Source organism: Paenibacillus sp. MZ03-122A (genome assembly GCF_024213325.1).
In the GTDB taxonomy this organism is placed as follows: Bacteria; Bacillota; Bacilli; order Paenibacillales; family Paenibacillaceae; genus Paenibacillus; species Paenibacillus polymyxa_B.
Genome location: NZ_JANAVI010000012.1, coordinates 17,678 through 35,294, shown reverse-complemented (window position 1 = coordinate 35,294; position 17,617 = coordinate 17,678). Strand labels below are relative to the sequence as shown.

Annotated in this window: 14 protein-coding genes; 4 read left to right on the top strand and 10 right to left on the bottom strand. The window is 44.4% G+C overall.

Annotation, left to right across the window (positions count from 1 at the left end; genetic code table 11):
- Positions 1-48: 48 nt before the first annotated feature.
- The 4 genes from NLX74_RS20740 to NLX74_RS20725 all read right to left on the bottom strand — a co-directional run bounded on the left by NLX74_RS20740 (position 49) and on the right by NLX74_RS20725 (position 5,246).
- Positions 49-843: an SDR family NAD(P)-dependent oxidoreductase gene (locus tag NLX74_RS20740; RefSeq protein ID WP_235306340.1), complete on the bottom strand. Its 795-nt coding sequence runs from the start codon at positions 841-843 to the stop codon at positions 49-51.
- Positions 844-980: 137 nt separating this feature from the next.
- Positions 981-2,009, bottom strand: coding sequence for a helix-turn-helix transcriptional regulator (locus NLX74_RS20735; RefSeq protein ID WP_254329844.1), 1,029 nt, complete (start codon positions 2,007-2,009; stop codon positions 981-983).
- A 1,146-nt stretch (positions 2,010-3,155) separates the two neighbouring features.
- Positions 3,156-4,220: a Gfo/Idh/MocA family protein gene (locus NLX74_RS20730; protein WP_254329843.1), complete on the bottom strand. Its 1,065-nt coding sequence runs from the start codon at positions 4,218-4,220 to the stop codon at positions 3,156-3,158.
- A gap of 117 nt (positions 4,221-4,337) precedes the next feature.
- Positions 4,338-5,246, bottom strand: a complete 909-nt coding sequence (locus tag NLX74_RS20725) for an AraC family transcriptional regulator (RefSeq protein ID WP_061830945.1) — start codon at positions 5,244-5,246, stop codon at positions 4,338-4,340.
- Positions 5,247-5,736: 490 nt separating this feature from the next.
- Between NLX74_RS20725 and NLX74_RS20720 the strand changes: the two genes are divergently transcribed.
- The 4 genes from NLX74_RS20720 to NLX74_RS20705 all read left to right on the top strand — a co-directional run bounded on the left by NLX74_RS20720 (position 5,737) and on the right by NLX74_RS20705 (position 10,167).
- The gene (locus NLX74_RS20720) at positions 5,737-6,945 is read left to right on the top strand and encodes an MFS transporter (RefSeq protein WP_254329842.1); all 1,209 of its coding nucleotides are present in this window, start codon (positions 5,737-5,739) and stop codon (positions 6,943-6,945) included.
- A gap of 113 nt (positions 6,946-7,058) precedes the next feature.
- On the top strand, positions 7,059-8,300 hold the full coding sequence (locus NLX74_RS20715) for an aspartate aminotransferase family protein (protein WP_254329841.1): 1,242 nt from the start codon (positions 7,059-7,061) through the stop codon (positions 8,298-8,300).
- Between the two features lie 34 nt (positions 8,301-8,334).
- Positions 8,335-9,384 (top strand): 2-amino-2-deoxy-D-mannitol dehydrogenase GutB1, encoded by a 1,050-nt coding sequence (gutB1, locus tag NLX74_RS20710; protein WP_254329840.1) that lies wholly within the window; start codon positions 8,335-8,337, stop codon positions 9,382-9,384.
- Positions 9,385-9,414: 30 nt separating this feature from the next.
- Positions 9,415-10,167 carry an HAD family hydrolase gene (locus NLX74_RS20705; protein ID WP_254329839.1) on the top strand — a complete coding sequence of 251 codons (753 nt, stop codon included), beginning with the start codon at positions 9,415-9,417 and terminating at the stop codon, positions 10,165-10,167.
- Positions 10,168-10,529: 362 nt separating this feature from the next.
- On the opposite strand, the gene NLX74_RS20700 is transcribed toward NLX74_RS20705, so the two are convergent.
- From NLX74_RS20700 to NLX74_RS20675, 6 genes are all read right to left on the bottom strand, one after another.
- Complete coding sequence (locus NLX74_RS20700) at positions 10,530-12,131, bottom strand: alpha-amylase family glycosyl hydrolase (RefSeq protein WP_254329838.1); 1,602 nt, start codon at positions 12,129-12,131, stop codon at positions 10,530-10,532.
- A gap of 176 nt (positions 12,132-12,307) precedes the next feature.
- Positions 12,308-12,784, bottom strand: a complete 477-nt coding sequence (locus tag NLX74_RS20695) for an RNA polymerase sigma factor (protein ID WP_165179843.1) — start codon at positions 12,782-12,784, stop codon at positions 12,308-12,310.
- 74 nt (positions 12,785-12,858) lie between these two features.
- Positions 12,859-14,073, bottom strand: coding sequence for an ABC transporter permease (locus tag NLX74_RS20690; RefSeq protein ID WP_254329837.1), 1,215 nt, complete (start codon positions 14,071-14,073; stop codon positions 12,859-12,861).
- Positions 14,070-14,807, bottom strand: coding sequence for an ABC transporter ATP-binding protein (locus NLX74_RS20685; protein ID WP_061830961.1), 738 nt, complete (start codon positions 14,805-14,807; stop codon positions 14,070-14,072). The genes NLX74_RS20690 and NLX74_RS20685 overlap by 4 nt, the downstream gene beginning before the upstream one ends.
- The gene (locus NLX74_RS20680) at positions 14,804-16,276 is read right to left on the bottom strand and encodes an efflux RND transporter periplasmic adaptor subunit (protein WP_254329836.1); all 1,473 of its coding nucleotides are present in this window, start codon (positions 16,274-16,276) and stop codon (positions 14,804-14,806) included. Before NLX74_RS20680 ends, NLX74_RS20685 begins: the two co-directional genes overlap by 4 nt.
- Positions 16,277-16,310: 34 nt before the next feature.
- Positions 16,311-17,417 carry a TolC family protein gene (locus NLX74_RS20675; RefSeq protein ID WP_254329835.1) on the bottom strand — a complete coding sequence of 369 codons (1,107 nt, stop codon included), beginning with the start codon at positions 17,415-17,417 and terminating at the stop codon, positions 16,311-16,313.
- Between the last annotated feature and the right edge of the window lie 200 nt (positions 17,418-17,617).

The following is a 17,617-nucleotide window of genomic DNA, read 5'->3' as shown; positions in this document are numbered from 1 at the left end:
AATGTTCCACAATGTCAGCGCTAATTTCAGCAAGCTTCTCCACAAGCGTTAATAAATAGTCGGTACCATTCCTCCATCCATACGGATTGGCGAACCTTTAAATGCAGATGCATAAGGACTACATACAAATGTAGCTAGTCTACCTATTTCAATAGGCTTGATAAATCGCTGTATTTCAGATTGAGGCAGGTTTGTAACCATAAAATCTTTCTCTTTTTCTGAAAAAGTCATATCTTCATGAGGATACATACTCTCAATGATTTGGTGCACATTCTCAGAGAGTGTTGGTCCTGGCATGATCGTATTGACTGTAACTTCTGTCCCTATTGTTAATTTAGATAAGCTTTTTGACAATGATAACAACATAGATTTTGTCATACAATACTGCGGCATTTGTCCTGAAGGCATAATTGCTTCTTCACTCGCAATAAAAATAATGCGGCCATAATCATTTTTCAACATTTTAGGTAAATAAAATTTTGATAATCCATTTGCAGCAAGAACGTTAGTACGGAAGTATTTTTCCCATACTTCATCGTCTACGTCCTCATATTGCATAATTTCATAAATGCCCGTATTGTTAACCAAAATATCAATACTAGGGTATTTTTCAAATAAAGCTTCTCTTTGTCCAATATCCACAATATCGGCTGTCGCATTTTGAGGGGAGGTAGCTGGGAAATTTGACTTAATTTCATTTATAGTTCGTTCTACCTCTTCATAATTTCGTCCATTAATTAGTACATTAACACCTTCTTTGGCTAGTTCAATGGCAGTTGCTTTACCTATGCCTTTCGTTGATCCTGTAACTAAAGCTGTTTTATATTTTAATCCCATATCCATAATACACTTCTCCTTTTTTAAAACAGTCTTGAGCTCTGGATAGTGATTATATTAACTTGTCTGGATTGTCCAGTAACTAGCATATTGCGCCAAAGTTCTTGTTTAACACGCCAAATGATAAAACTCATTAGGCAGTCCTAACGTGCTCCTGATATCGAGTTTGTACCTAAATGCTCAGTCCGCCAATTTGAAGGTGTATCACCCTCCCATAGGCGGAAGGCACGGTAAAACGAGTTCTGGTCTTCATATCCAATCAAAAATGCCACCTCTTTAATATCGAGCGAGGGGTCTGCCAAGTACTCTCGTGCCTGCTCATGTCTAGCTTGTGCCAATAGAAGCTTGAAGCTCGTGTTTTCGTCAGTAAGCCGGCGCTGCAAGGTACGATCGCTCATACTGAGCTCCTTCGCCACAGCCTGAATGTCAGGACGCCCTCCTGTAAGGCTACGTTTCATGATCCATTTGACCATTTCAGTAATTGAGCGGCTGCGCTGCTGCTCATCCAACGATCGGTCCAGAGCAGGAGTCAGGATTTCCAGCAACTCTTTGTTGTACGAGACAAAGGGACGGTCCAGATCTCTTCGATGTAGCGTCAATCGGTTACATTTTGCACCAATTCGGATGCGACAGCCGAAGTATGCTTCAAGGGCTTGTACATCGCCCATGGAGTGCGAAAATTCAACAAGCTGCGCTGTCAAAGGTTGACCTGTCCCCCGGCGTCCAATCTCCAGAAGACAAGCCAGCGTAATACCCACCAGCATCGACGGACCAGATTGCTCGGGAGACAGCCATTCCAGATCAATTGTACAGTGCTCGCCCTTCTCAGTGATGTGTAGGTTTTCCGGGGGACACAGTTGTTTGTACCGAGCCATTCGGTTTAGAGCGTCGCGGTAGTCCCGAGCGTGGTAAGTCGCTAAGACAGTCGGTGGGTACTTCGCTGTATCAAAGACGGTCGCAAGCTTGATGATTCCTTGTGCAGTGTCACCAATGAGATCAGAATATGCCTGCCAGATCGCGAAATATTGAGCGGTAGTGACTACTGTTTCAGTACTAATGGTGATCGGCAATCGTGCTTTGCGAGCTACGTCGTGGGCGCCAAACCCTAACTGACATAATCCTGCCCACAATCCTAGCGGGATTTTAATACGGTCAGAGGTATGAGACTTCATATATATGGGCCTCCTTTATATACTTCATATTCATTAGTTTTGGTTGCGATGGGGTCCCTCTTAAGTACACATAAGAATACTCTTAAGTATGTTAAGGTGTCTACATTAACGTAATAAGCTGCGAAAAATGTTACATCTTCTTGTTATCTGTGATACTTTCAATCAATGAAGAGGAATATGGCGAATTACTTAATCATAATAAAATTCTGTTAATGGCATGAACGACTCATCCTCAACATCAAAAAAACACACCCATATGTTTATGAGTGTGTTTTTAAAACCTCAAATCACGACACTCCTAGGAATGTCATTCCTTCAGGCTTCTTATATTTAAAAATTAAGGCTTCAAGAAAGGCCCGTTTTCACCGATCTTACCGGGGGCAGGATTATCCGAGAGATCAAGTACAATATACCTTTTGCACCCCAGCAGCTAGAGTAGTTATACACAACATCCTGTATGATTTTAATATCTTTGTCGTGTGCAGCATTAATCAAATCCTGGTAGGTTGCACCTGGCGACTCTCATTGGATCACTGTGGGATGCATTGCCGCTTGAAACATGATTCGCACCACCTCGGTTGTTCGAAGGGGCCGCATCAACGTTTTTTGCATTGATCAGCATTGATCGGCGTTACAACATTACAGATGTTAATACAAGTATCCCCGTGATCATGAGTAAAAATTAGCGTTTCCAGGACCTTCGTTTATAACTCCTCATTCTCTAGTCCCTTCATCTATATTCTTCTGGTCGCACACTACATTAAATGATCTCTCCCTTCCTCTTTTCTCGTACAAATGATTATTCTATCACTCTCATGGATTATTTTATGTTTTTATGGAAGAATTCAGAGTGGAATATGTTGATTTATAAGAGGAAATAGCGGATTTTATGTAAAAACTTCTTTTCTCTTTACGTGTAAATTAAACCTATTCGAAATCTCAGCAACTTAAAAATGATCAAGCAATAGAATTCGGTTGTGGAGCGATACCCGCTTGGTTTTATGGTGGGCAAAATTATTTTGCTCACCATTTCAAAGGTTTACTGATTACTCAAATGCATCCCAAAATTTCATTAGATCAATACTGTTTGGTTCTCTCCAGGATCCTATATCTCTCTCTTATGATAGATCGAAAAATAGAGCGGATTTAAATAGTTCTTCGAATCACGCTTTTGGTTGCTGCCGCCTCAAAAATCGTCTCAATCAGCACCAATACACGGTGTACTTCTTCATTTTTGATCGCAATCTCCGCTTTTCCTTCGATGGTAGAGACAAAATTCTCATAAAAGCTTTCTGCAGCAGCAGGCATTTTCTCAATCGGGAACCTAAGGGTGGATTCCTCAGACGGCGGCGCCATCGTTTTCGTCAATCCTTGACCTGCTTGAATCGGCTTGGGTTCCACGTGAGCGACATCTGGATTTCGGGTGACGATCTCTCCACTCAAATCCCAATCTCTAATCATTGAAGTTCCTTCAGTTCCTTTAATATACCAGCGCGGCAGCTTTACGTAATTGGTTGTACCCACTTCAATGACTGCGGTCAGACCGTCCTTGAACTCAATAAAGCTGGTAAAGCCGTCATCCACTTCAGTCCCCAAAATATAGCTAAGGGTAGCAGCTACGCTTTCTATTTTGCTGTCCGTAATCTGAAGCAGCTGGTCCAACAGATGTACTCCCCAATCCAGTAGCATTCCTCCTCCATACGCCTTTAGTTGCCGCCAGTCACCTGGGATGCCATTAGCCCCCTGAACTCGCGATTCCAAGTGGAAAAGATCACCCACGGTCTTATTGCCAATTATATCTTTGATAATTCGGAAGTCTTCATCCCATCTACGGTTCTGATGTACTGTAAACACACGATTTTCTTTCTTCGCCACCTCAACAATGTCCAATAAATCCGCGCTCGTTATCGTAACCGGCTTTTCACAAATGACATGTTTTCCGGCTTGCAGTGCCTGGATCGCGATTTCCTTATGAACATCATTAGGTGTTGCTATCAAAACAATATCCACTGCCTGATCGGCAAGGACGGCATCCAGGCTGGCATAGGTTTTATAGCCGGCAGCCGCAGCCAGTTCCATTCGGTAATCGACAATATCATATACACCGCCAACGGCAAGTTGCTGATTAGATTCGATCAATTGAACATGGTAGCTTCCCATGCCTCCATAACCGATAATGACTACATTGTATATACGATTGCCCATTTTCATCTTCCTCCACTCCTGATTTAAGCCCACCGCATATCAAGTGGTTGCTCATAGATCAATAAATTTTAATGTCCTCGTAACTCTCCCTTCACTTCATCGGATAGCTCTATCATACAAATCTCATGAAAAGCTTTCCTCCTCATTTCTTGCTGTTTTATTCCCGAATATTGTCCTGCGGTATTTCAATGGTGATGTTCCTGTTGCTTCTTTAAAGAGATGATGAAACGTCTTTACACTACTGAACCCTGCTGCCTCTGCGACCTCAGTGATCGGATTGTTTTCATTCAACAAAATCCATTTTGCCTTATTCAGTCTGTAATCATTCAAAAATGCTACAAAGGTCATCCCCGTATTCTTCTTAAATAGCCTGGCGAAATAATAGGGACTGAACCCCATATAATCAGCGACATTCTTCAGCGAAATGGTTTCATGATAATGGCATTCCACATATTCAAAAATACGTTCCAGTTTATAAAGGGTGTCCTTTGATTGTGTTAAGGGTCTTTCAGAGATGTCAGGAAGCCTTGGCGTCATGCTTCTCGGCACTTCACGCATAATAAGAGTCAACATCTCAAATAACTTCGCTTTGATCATATAGGCATGACCTTCGTGGTGGTTGACGTTCTCATCATAAATGCTTTGAATCAGAGGAAGCATTTTAGCTGCTGTTTCTTCTGGCCAGTTCCAGCTTGATTGCTCCATCTCCGTAAATATATATCTAAGAGGGCGTTTCTGATCACTTAATGTGGAAACCTCTTGAAAAAAGCTCAGATCAAATTGAATAACCACCCGTTCGCTGTCGGGAGAAGCCAAGAAATAATGAACATCACCCCCATTTATAAACTGAACTTCACCTTGTTTCATGCGTATCGAAATATCGTTAATTCCCAGATCCAAGGTTCCCTGGGTCACATAAATAATTTCAATTTCTTTATGCCAATGAGGATAGCAAAGCACGTCGCCTTTATTAATAAAACTCCGGAAAGGAAAATGTCGGTCAAGCTCCGGGATTTCTAAATAAAAATTCATTTTGGTAGACTCCTTTTGTTGTAAAGTTCAAAAAAGCCGTACACATGACTATTGATAATTATGCTGCACTGCATTCCTTCTTCTCTTCTTCATTTTTCTCCTTCTCGACTTTCGAATAAATTCCCTCTCCCTTTTAAATTGTAAGCGGTTAACATTCTTTTTCCTACCCTATCAATCATAGTTGTATTAAGTAAAACAACTGTTAGGTATCCTTACTAACCTAATTTTGCAAACACAAAGTTATGCCTTAATTATGAGCGGTTTGGCGCCCGAAAACAATTTGGGCTGATCTTATTTCTCCCTTCCCCATGCGGTTTCTCCGGATAAACAGGTTTCACCTTAACTGGATTAAGTAAATACGTGTAAAATTGTCGAGCGATCATTTTTACATTTTTTATATAAATACATGTGTACATTTCCAAGAAAAAGGTATAATCTAGTAAAGCAACAGAATCCATATAAAAAATATAGACTTATGGAGGGACGGACCTTGAAGAGACTATTCGCTTTAAGTTGTGCTTTCTATCTGTTAATCGGCATTACTAGTGTGGTGCTTGGAGCATTACTGCCGGTCCTACTGCCTTACTATGGACTGGGGTACAGCGATGGCGGATTATTGTTGTTCCTTCAGTTTTTCGGATTTCTTGTCGGTGTTCTGTTCTCCCCCTTCATGGCTCTACACATCGGTCGCAAGTCTATGCTGTCCATTGCCCTGGTTAGTATCGTAGCAGGATATGCCATCTTGGGGGTACTTCCCTCATGGACCTGGGTTATCGTGATGACCATATGGGTTGGCTTCGGCTCAGGCATCATTGAGTCGTCCATCGGAGCGTTCACGATTGAGTTCACCGAAGAGCAGAAAGCCGTAGCCATGTCCAAGCTGGATGTCTATTTTGCACTTGGCGCACTGCTCATTCCCGCAGTGGTAAGCCTGTATATCTGGCTTGGAGTGTGGTATTTGACCTTCTACACCATCTCCCTTCTGACGTTTATTCTGGGGCTGTTCTGGATTACCATGCCTACTTCCTCCTCTTCCCACCTTATCCAAGCAGATCTCCAAACCTCTGAGCGATCGGTCGAACAAGCCCGGTACTCTGTACAGCACCGTGTGTTACTGGGAATATTCATTGTATTCTTCTTTGTTTACATGGGGCTTGAACTGGGGCTCATGAACTTCCTGCCCTCTATTCTGATCGAGACCCTGCAGATTCGGGAATCCGTAGCTTCGTTGGGTGTTAGTATACTATGGATTGCGATGATCATCGGCCGCATGTTCTCAGGGAAAATTGCAGAGTCCACAGGATATATTCCTTTCCTGCTGTGGAGCGGAATCGGAACTTTCTGCTTTCTGGTCGCAATGGCGTTTGTCTCCAGTCAGTGGGCTACATACCTTCTGATTTTTGGTGCAGGGTTATTCATGTCCGGTCTCTTCTGTATTGCCCTCGTCTATGCGAACGTGCTGATTCCGGGAATGACCGAGAGAACGACCAGCATTCTAATTGCGTCAGGCGGAATTGGCGGAGCAGTGCTTCAATATGTAACAGGCTGGAGCATGAGCGAATGGTCGGTGACGGCTACCCTTTGGATTTTGGCGGCTTTCAGCCTAATTTTGCTGCTGGCAGTCATTTTCTCGTATCTGTGGAATAGCAGGAGCAGACGGGTAGTTGACTCCCTTGTCCATCAGGGCAAGGAAGGATGAGATTCTTTATTCTTGGGGGAGGTGAGGCCCACCGCTTTATGTAGTAGCAGGGCAGTACATTTTTTAAGGATGTACTTAATGAGAATGTATATTCTGATATGGAGGGGAACATCGTGCATACCTTAACCAAAGAACGCTTCAGATACGGAAAAGGCATTACTCTGATTGACGATTCAGGTAAGGAATATTTAGATGGCGTATCTGGCACCTTCAATCTCTCACTCGGTTACAATCACCCTCATGTCGTCACCAAAGTACAGGAACAAGTCGCCAATCTTGCCCACATGTCCTCATCCTTTACCGAGCCCTATGTCGAGGAAGTCCTGGATCATTTGATCCAGTATACGCCGAACGGCATTGACGCGGGATGGATGAGAGATATTACCGGCTCTACAGCGAACGAATGCGCTGTGAAGCTAGCCCAGAAATATACGGGAGCGCTCGATATAATCAGCCTGTATCTATCCCATCATGGGCAGACCCAATTCGCAACAGGCATATCCGGCAACGCCTTCCGGCGGAGGAAGTTTCCCAACTCGGCTGCAGCAAATTCCCTTCATGTACCTGCTCCCTACTGCTATCGCTGCCCGTTTAATTCTTCGCCTGACAAGTGTGGCTATCAATGCGTCGAAGCCATATCGGATGCTATTGAGTATGCAAGCTCAGGTTCTGTGGCCTGTATGATTATTGAACCCATCCTGGGCAACGGAGGCAATATCATCCCACCTGCAGGATATTTTAAGCGTCTCCGTCAGCTGTGCAACGAGTACGGGCTGATCCTAATCGCTGATGAGGTGCAAACCGGGATTGGGCGGACAGGCTATATGTTTGCAAGTGAACTGTTTGATATCCAGCCAGATATCATTACTCTCGCCAAGGGTCTCGGCGGCATTGGTGTACCGGTAGCAGCAGTATTGATGCAGTCTCGTCTTAATGTCCTCGAGAAGCACGAGCACTCCTTCACCTCAGGTAGTAATCTAATCTCGGTTACGGCAGCTAAAGCCACGCTAGAGGTTGTATCTGAACCCGGTTTTCTGGAAGCCGTTCGGTCCAAAGGAAGCCTGCTCGAAACCCTGCTGACGGAGATGGCCAACAAGCACGATTGTATCATTGGTGAGGCTCGCGGCGTCGGCTTGATGTGGGGACTGGAAATTGTCGACGAGGATAATGCCCCAGACGCAGTTAAGAGCAATGCGATTATCGACCGCGCTTTTGCCGAACAGCAGCTGATTCTCAGAGGCTCCCGTTACGGTTACGGCAATGTGGTCAAAGTGAGACCTTCCCTCACGGCTACGGAAGATGAGATTGTCGAAATTGCCAAGCGGCTTGACACTGTTCTGACCACCCTTCACTAACGATCTGCCTAACAGGCAAAAGGAGGAATTATTTATGCTTGCACTGGTATACAAATCGGCTTGGGATGTCGCACTTGAGGAAAGACCTATCCCGGAGATAAAAAAAGATAACGATGTACTCGTCCGAATTCGGGCGACAGGCGTATGCGGTACGGACCTAGGTATCATTAGTGGCAAATATCATGCCGTTCCGTCCACTATCTTGGGCCACGAATCAGCGGGGGATGTGATCGCTGTAGGATCAGCCGTCAGTTCACTGCAGCCTGGGGACCGGGTGGTGATTGATCCAACATACTACTGCGGCCAATGCGAAATGTGCCGGACAGGAAGACAGAATCATTGCACACACAAATCCGTAACCGAGACCGGAGTTAGCGCCGACGGTACGTTCACCGATTATTATGTGACTGAGGACCGTTTTTTGTACAAGCTGAAGGACCATATCAGCTACGAAGAAGCGACGCTGACCGAACCGCTGAGCTGTATGCTGACCGGAATCAACCAGATTCACCTGCTGCCGAACTTCACAACCGTTATTTTAGGCGCAGGTCCGATCGGGATTCTGTACAGTTATGCTCTTGCTTCGAAAGGCATAACTGGTTGCCTTGTTGACATCTCGGAGGAACGGCTCGCTATAGCGGATTCTATTGCTCCCGAACGGTGGTCCGCGCACGCCACACTGGAGTCGGCCATTCATGAGCTGGCTCCGTTAAAAAATCAGGTGGACATGATTGTGGATACCACAGGAGTGGTCGGCACTGAGGTACTAAGCCAGCTTGCGAGCGGCGGGTATTTGATGCTGGTGGGGCTGAGAGATGGGGTAAGTTCGTTTAATCCGAAAGAGGTAGTTGACCGTAGCCTTAAAATCATCGGCTCGATTGATTCTCTGGGCACGTTCTCCACGGCGCATTACCTGATTGAGCAACAAATCATTCCCGCCAAAAAAATCATAACCCACTCGTATCCGCTTGATGACTACCATGAAGCCTTTAAGACGCTTGGATGCAATATCAGCGAGCGGACACTTCAGCCTTCGTCTCAGGCGATCAAGATTGTACTGCAATCTAATGGCTCCGGCAACTAAATTTAGCTACTAACAAGGGAGAGAATGGACATGACGAGCATCCATCATGTTACACCGACCAATAATGAATGCACAGGAGACCTATCAGCGTCCGTTCCGGTCAAAGCGGTCATTTTCGACATGGACGGGGTGTTAGTAGACAGCGAACCGATTTACTTTGAGGTCGAACGCAGCTCCTTTGCCCATTTCGGTGCGCCCATGACGGAAGAAGAGCATCACACCTATGTCGGAGTGACACTCGAATCCATGTGGCGTCAAGTGCTGAACAGGCATCAGCTCACCAATACGGTGGAAGAGGCCCTGTCCTATCACCGAAAAAATGTGATGCAGACGATGATTGCGCGCGAGGGCCTTGTGGCGATTGACGGACTGGAGCGGTGGCTGGACTGGCTGAAAGAGAAAGGGATTCCGGTCGCGGTGGCCTCTTCCTCTCCACGGGCGCTGATTGATCTCATTATGGAAAAGACAGGACTTGGCCGTTACTTCGACATTCGAATCACCGGTGAAGAGGTATTGCAGGGTAAGCCTGCACCGGACATCTTCTTATATGCCGCCGAGCAGCTAGGCATTGCACCGGCCCATTGCATCGTTATTGAGGATTCACAGAACGGGGTCCAGGCAGCCAAAAGTGCAGGAATGTACTGCATCGGCTTTCACAACCCCGGCTCCGGCCGGCAGGATCTGTCCAGAGCCGATCGCTGGATTCTCAGCTATGACGACCTGTGGGCGATCAAAGAGAATCTACCGTTCGATGAGCAGTTGCTTGCTAAGAGCAAGAGCTGAAAGGTACCGGAAGGTATACCCCCTTTATAATTATATGGAATCGTCCGATCTTTACTATGATTGAGGGTATTAAATAATGCCCCTTGGAATATACACGGGAGAATGTCATTTATCCTTCCCTGTGTGTACTCTAAGGGGCGTGCTTTGCATCCAAGTGGTCTAGTTGAAACGAGTAATTTCCCGGTTCAACACACAACTGTCGTAAAACTGTCTTTTTGACATATAACTGATCTCCTGACGGTTTTAAATCCTCTATTCGTGTGCAGCAAAACTTATATAGAAAAATGGGGTGCTGTTAACACCCCAAATTGGATTCATCGATATATATCCTGCTTCATCTGAACGGTAATTTTGCCCTATATTCAGCTCTTTCTGTCTTCTTCGGTAATTAGAGAACTGTAAGCCGGAATTGTAACTGTTCCTTTCTTCACCTTTACATCCTTTGAGGTGGAAAAGATCACTTTCCATTTACCCTTATCGAAATCTTTTATCTGCAAGGTAACCGACTCTCCAGACAGGTTATGATATACATACATTGTTTCTTTGCCTGAAGTACGTTTAAACGCGGTCACGCTGGCAGAACCTGCTTGTATAGGTTGCAGACTGTCGCTACGTAAAGCTTCATGTTCTTCCCTCAGACGGATGAGTGTGCGATAGCTTTCCAGTAAGGAATCATCGTCCCTCAGCTGCGCTTCCACCGATACCTTGCCTGTGTTGTATTTGGGTTTCTCCCACGTCGTTTGACCAGGGCCATCTCCCTTGTACCAGCGCATAGGCTCACGAAGATACTCATCAGGCTTCTCTCCCTTCATGCCGATTTCTTCCCCGTAATACAGGAAAGGCTGACCCGGAAGCGTCAAAAGAATGGAAGCGGCCAGCTTGGCTTTTCGCACATCCCCGCCCAGTTCGCTCATGACACGGGTCTGGTCATGGTTGCTCAAGAACGGAGCATCGAGTGCTGCCTTATTATACGATTTGTACAGTTGCAGCGTTTTCTCGGCGAATGTCGCGATACCCTGATCTCGGCCGTTTTTCACGGAGTTCAAAATCGTTCCACCCAGGTCAAAATTAAATAGGGAGTGGAGTGGTCCGAAATAAGGAGCTATGGTCTCCGGTTTGTCCCATACCTCTCCTGCCAGATATACATTTGGATTCACCTTCTCCATCTCGGAACGGAATTCATTCCACCAGGCGATGTTCTTATCCGCACCATCCTTCGTCTGTCCTCTAAAAATATGCATCGCCGCGTCAAGCCGGAACCCGTCTGCACCCTGCTGCAGCCAATACTTGCCTACTTTGATCATTTCTTTGCGGACTTCGGGATTGTCAAAGTTCAGATCCGGCATGCCCGACCAGAATGTACCGTAGAAATATCCTTCGCCGTTCGGATTCTTATGCCATACCTGCTGACCCCACGATCCCTTTTCTTCCAGATCTGTGTTCTCATCCGCCCATACGTAATAGTTGTGGTATTTGCTCTGTGGGTTGGCACTGGCCTCCTTAAACCATGGGTGCTCGCTGCTCGAATGATTGATAACAAGGTCCATGATCACCTTGACGCCCTTTCGGTCCGCTTCTTTCATCAAGGTGCGGAAATCATTTAGACTCCCATACTGCGGGTCCACCTGATAGTAATCAGTTACATCATATTTATGGTAGCTTGGAGATGGATTTAGGGGCATAAGCCAGAGGCCGCTGACCTGCAAATCCTTACCCGAATGGAGTTTGCCATCGTTTAAGTAATCAAGTTTTTGTGTGATTCCTTTCAAATCACCGTGTCCGTCTCCATTCGAATCATAAAAAGAATTGATATAAATTTCATAAAATACGCTGCTTCCAGTAGAAACCGGAGGCTTATGTCTGTTCAATTCCTGCTCTGCCATTGCACCTGAAGCGAACATCGTGAGCATAGGCACCGTTAACATGGCGGTGGACAATCTTCTTAAGCGTTTGTTACGTGTCAAAACAAATCAGCTCCTTTGATTGTTATGGGTGCGCTTTCATTATAAATAGAAACAATCCAAAAAAAGGGGATATTTATTATCTATTATGGTGGAAAATATCGATCTTATTGTTATATCTCTGTATCAAGCAAAAAAGAGCAGACTCTATGTCTACTCCGCTTTTCATCCAAATCAGTTCAGGAAATATATCTTAATTTAATGCGTTTTGAAGCTCTGTGCAGCGAAGACTTTACCGAATTTTCACTCTTGTTTAAGATTCTAGCCGTTTCTTTTATGGAGTATCCTCGGACTACACGCAATTCAAGTACCGTCCTTTGCTCGGTATTACTTGCCATCAAAAGAATTCGATTGACCTCCTCCTGAATTTCAAAATCGACGGTATCCCAGTGATAGTAGAGCAGCTCCTTACGTAAGTTGTATTCATCCATCTTTTTTCGTTTTCTTATTAAATCTATAGCTAAATTTTTGGCAATTCTCAGAAGATAAAATCGAATACGATCTTGAGGCAAGTCAGGTGAAGCTCTTATAAACCGAATAAAGCACTCATGCAACAAATCTTCGGCATCCTGTTTGTTATGCAATATCCTCAATAGATATCCAAAGAGATCTGATTTGCAAGATAAATATAGATCCTCCACATCTTTAATATCCATATTATTGCTTGTCCCTTCTGTTTTGTTTGGAATCGGCAAGTCACTTTATTGTCTTAAATTCATATCCCTGCTTATTATTCGTATCTCAATGCATCTATAGGCTTCAAACTTGCTGCTTTATAAGCCGGGTATACTCCAAATAGGATGCCTGTGCCTGCAGAGCTAAGAAACGAATATATAATAGGCGAGGTCGTAAATTCAATGGTCATATGTGCAGTTGCCTCAAGTATTTTGGATGCTCCTATGCCTGTTACAACCCCGATTGTACCTCCTAATAGACCAAAGATGACCGCTTCAGATAGGAATTGAATCATAATATCTCTCGGCTTGGCGCCAATAGCTTTTCGAATACCGATTTCTCTTGTACGCTCTATAACCGACACCATCATAATATTCATAATTCCGATTCCCCCTACCACGAGCGATATCGCGGCTACACCTCCTAGCAAGCTGGTCATGATATTATCTACACCTGAAGCAGCACCTGCTGCTTCTGACAGACTCATAATTTGAAATTGATCCGGTTCCGAGGGTTTTAGCTGGTGCGTTAAACGCAAGCTTTCCAATATGTCTGAACGAGCCTGATCCATCAAAGCTGGTGACTTGGCGGATACGTCCAATCCTGTAATGTTCTTCTCACCCAGACGGTTCATTATAGTTGTAGCAGGGATGTAAATTTGTTCATTAGTGCTGTAGCTTAATTTCGTTACTGGCTGAGTATTTAATACTCCAATTACCTTGAAAGGGATCTGTTTAATTTGAAACGTTCGTCCCAATACATTTTGGGTATCTCCACCAAAAAGACGTTGAACCGCCTGACTTTCAAGAATGGCGACATTCATGCGTTTATCCATCTCATCGTTGGTAAATGTTCTGCCCTCGGCAAAGGAAAACTTTTTGACTTTATAGAATGAAGCGGAAGTCCCTACAATAGTGGCGTTATAGTTATATCGCCCCCACGTAGCTTTTGAATTGCTCGTTATATTTGGCATCAATGCATCTATGGAATTCTTTTGTTCCAACGCCTCGACATCAGCCCAAGTAAACGATGGAGTGTTGTCATAATCTATTTCACCATCGAACATTGTCATAGCTGGCGCAACCATCAATACGTTATTCCCTAATTTATTAATTTCCGCCTTTATGCGGGTTGTAGAGCCGTTTCCAATCGCCATAATGGCAATAACCGCTGCCACGCCGATAATAATACCGAGTATTGTTAAAAAGGAGCGTAGCTTATTGGTTGTTAAACTGTTAATTGATACACGGATCGTTTCCATTAAATTCATAGGCTTGCCATCCTTGATGAAATTCTTCTATTCATAATGCTCTCATCCCGCTCAATATTCCCATCACGAAAGCTGATCAGGCGCTTGGCATATTCGGCAATTTCCAGCTCATGAGTAACCAAGACAATGGTTTTCCCCTGTTCATTCAAACCTTGAAATAGCTCCATAATCTCGACACTCGTCTTTGTATCTAGTGCCCCCGTTGGCTCATCCGCCAGCAGAATAACAGGATTATTCACCAACGCACGCGCAATGGAGACACGTTGCTGCTGACCACCAGATAGCTCATTAGGCTTGTTGTACATCCGTTCTGCAAGCCCTACACTTCGAAGCGCCTCCACAGCTCGTTCCCGGCGTTCCTTGGCAGGTATACCTGCATACATCATAGGTAGCTCTACATTAGCTAATGCTGTAGTTCGGGGAAGTAGATAAAATTTCTGAAACACAAAACCCAGTTTCTGATTTCGAATCTCGGAAAGCTCGTTCTCACGAGCATCCAAAATGGAATACCCATCCAAATAATACTTCCCCGTATCAGGATGATCGAGGCAACCAATGACATTCATCATAGTGGACTTACCCGAACCAGAGGGGCCCATTATGGCAACAAACTCACCTTCGCTAATAGATAAATCAACACCACGCAGAGCCTGAATCTCCTGACCGCCCACCTCATATATTTTTTTAAGTTCTTTAATTTCAATAACGCTTTTATTCAAACGAACTTCGTTCATTGTGCCTGACCTCCATCAGGGTCCTGACCCTCTTGACTGCCATTCGGACTAGCGCTACCACCCTGGGGCGGAATAACAATGGTTTCGCCTTCCTTGACACCAGACTTGATTTCGGCCTGATCCGCTGTATAGACCCCCAGCTTCACTGGTCTGAATTCATAATCTGCAGGGTTAGCCGGGTTCCTCGCTACATATACTCCATCCACTCCACCTTCGGATCTCAATGCGAACAATGGAACAGACAACGCATCTTTATGTTCAGCCAAGAGGAGTGATACATCCATGTTCATCCCTGGTTGTAGTCTTATCTTTTGACTATCCAAAGACAATTCAATTTTGTATGTAGTCACATTGGAATCCGTAACCGGCTCTGGAGAAACAAAGAGGACTTCGCCTTTAAATTCTTTGTCAGGGAATGAATTCGTGTGTAACGTAGCCTGGAGCCCAGTCCTCATTTTAGCAATGTCACTTTCGTTAACCTTGGCACTAACCTTCATAACGCCTGTATTGGAGTTGTTCATAACAATGAAAGGTGCTGTAGGACTGGTACCCACATCGCCATTAACCTTCAAAATAATTCCATCCCACGGTGCCGTAACCTGTAATTTGTTCAGAACACTTTTCTTCTGTTCCAATTCCGTTTCAGCCTGTTGTAAAGAAGCCTGTGCGGATTGAATATTGGAAGCATCAGGCGGGGACTGTGCTGCCTTTAATTGTATTAAAGCTGTTTTATAGCCCATTTCCGCATCCTCAATCGCCTGAACTTGTCGATTCTTTGCCTTCTTGTATTGAAGTTCGACATTATTCATATCCAATTTTGCCTTATCCAGGTTTTGCTTGGCCGTCGCCAGGTCACTTTCTGCAGCTGCATCATTCTGGACTAGATAATTCTGGTCATCATAATCCTTCTGGGCTTTATCCAAAATCATCTTGGCCGCCACTTTTTGTGCAGCGACTTCTTCCAGCTCCATGGAATCCTTGGCTGTTTTAATCGCCATCTGCGCCTTTAGGACATTTGCCTTCTGGAGCTCAATATCACTAGACTTTGGTCCGCGCTTGGCTTCCTCCACCTTGGCTCGGGCAATCGCTACATTGGATTCAGCATTTTTAATTTGTAACTTGGAATCCGAATCATCCAAACGAGCCAACACCTGACCCGCTTTGACACTATCTCCTGCTTTAACATTGACGGCAATGAGCTTGGCACCCTCAACATTTGTAAAATTGATATTGACTTCCTTAGAAGCCTGAACGGTTCCAGTTACTTTAAGCGATTCGGTCATGTTTGTTTTCTGTACCTGTACGATCTGGTTCGCAGGACCCTCCACGGGCTTTTCCTGACTTCTATTCATATAAACAGTACTGCCAATTCCCGCTATAATAATCAAGACAAGAATACCTATGATCCCTTTCAATCTTTTTTTCCTTCTTAACACTTGCAATGCATCTTTCTTTTCTGTTTCCGACAATGTTATATCCCCTTAAAATGTATTTTTTCTAAACCTATACGCTCCACGGTTTGTTTAAAGCATGTTGCAGCATTGTCATTTGAATAATGAGTTCATCCTTATTCCGTTCAATTTGCTTCACTTTTAACTGATTCGTGGCGACCTCCGCACCTGTGGCAAATCCACGTTCCCTTTTTTTACGAGATATGTCCAACACTTTAATAGCGTTCTGTAAATTACTTTGCATTTGTTCGTATTGTTCATCATTTTGCTGTAAGTTAAAGTAGATACTCTTTAGTGATTCTGCCAATTGGTCCTTGGTATTTTTGAGTCCACCTTCCGCCGAGTCTACATCAATCTGTTTAATTTCATAATCGTCCGTTCCCGAGTTCCATGTGTAATATTTAACTTCCATTTTTGCCAGCTTGACAGCCTCCTCCTGTCTCCATACCGAAGGACTCGACGAGATTGCACGCGTCACAAGCGTATCCAAATTCGTGTTATCCATTTTCCGGTAAGCGGGTCGATCAACCAGTTCATATACCGTACCTTGCGGTTGCCCCATTTGGGTGTTTAGCACCTCTAACGCTTTTTGCAGCGCAGATTTTGCAATCTCTACATTCTTTTCTGCTTCTAAACGAGTCTGAATAATGGTGCTTTGTTCACCTGGAGATATTTTTCCACGGTTCGCTTTCGCCTCAGCAGCTTTTTCCTCCAATAACGCAAGCGAAAGTGCATCCTCACTACTCTTCACTTTGTTGTCAGCCAAAAGTACGTCGTAATAGTCCTTCATTGTGGTGTAGTCTGTCTGATCTTGAGCAAGTTCGATTTGCTTCTTGGATTCCAAATAAGAAACCGTCGATGAGGTATACCCTTTCCAAGCAGAACTACTAGCCGCGTCCTCTTCACCGTTGCCTGCACCTGCTGGAATGAAATCCAGATTCTTACCTGCATTTTTCAGGTTAATCCGGTTACGCTCTATCGTTTGCTGGGCTTCTTTCAAACTAAAGCTATTAGACCGTGCCCATTGCTGGGCTTGACTCAATGTTAGTTTCACACTTGCATTGGAAGCCAATTGCTGCCCCTCTGCTTGAACAAAGGACCCTGAAAAAGAACTGGTTGATAAGGCCAACAACAATAAAATAAACACACTTTTTTTCATAGATATCCCCCTCTTTCTAAGTTTATTAAGTCTAATAAATACGTTGTTATATGAATTTCAATTCTTCCTCTACACTACAATTTCTTTGTATGACTCCCCATCAAGGAAATCGTGATTGAGAGCTGCATCGTCTATAATCCGTGGAGATTCCAGAAAGGAGGAACCGCTCCTCCCCTTCTGCAACTTTTTTACACACAGCT

Excerpts from the sequence above, each read along its gene's own strand:
- NLX74_RS20740 (WP_235306340.1), bottom strand. The coding sequence starts at position 843 with ATGGATATGGGATTAAAATATAAAACAGCTTTAGTTACAGGATCAACG.
- NLX74_RS20735 (WP_254329844.1), bottom strand. The coding sequence starts at position 2,009 with ATGAAGTCTCATACCTCTGACCGTATTAAAATCCCGCTAGGATTGTGG.
- NLX74_RS20730 (WP_254329843.1), bottom strand. The coding sequence starts at position 4,220 with ATGAAAATGGGCAATCGTATATACAATGTAGTCATTATCGGTTATGGA.
- NLX74_RS20725 (WP_061830945.1), bottom strand. The coding sequence starts at position 5,246 with ATGAATTTTTATTTAGAAATCCCGGAGCTTGACCGACATTTTCCTTTC.
- gutB1 (WP_254329840.1), top strand. The coding sequence starts at position 8,335 with ATGCTTGCACTGGTATACAAATCGGCTTGGGATGTCGCACTTGAGGAA.
- NLX74_RS20705 (WP_254329839.1), top strand. The coding sequence starts at position 9,415 with ATGACGAGCATCCATCATGTTACACCGACCAATAATGAATGCACAGGA.
- NLX74_RS20695 (WP_165179843.1), bottom strand. The coding sequence starts at position 12,784 with ATGGATATTAAAGATGTGGAGGATCTATATTTATCTTGCAAATCAGAT.
- NLX74_RS20690 (WP_254329837.1), bottom strand. The coding sequence starts at position 14,073 with ATGAATTTAATGGAAACGATCCGTGTATCAATTAACAGTTTAACAACC.
- NLX74_RS20685 (WP_061830961.1), bottom strand. The coding sequence starts at position 14,807 with ATGAACGAAGTTCGTTTGAATAAAAGCGTTATTGAAATTAAAGAACTT.
- NLX74_RS20675 (WP_254329835.1), bottom strand. The coding sequence starts at position 17,417 with ATGAAAAAAAGTGTGTTTATTTTATTGTTGTTGGCCTTATCAACCAGT.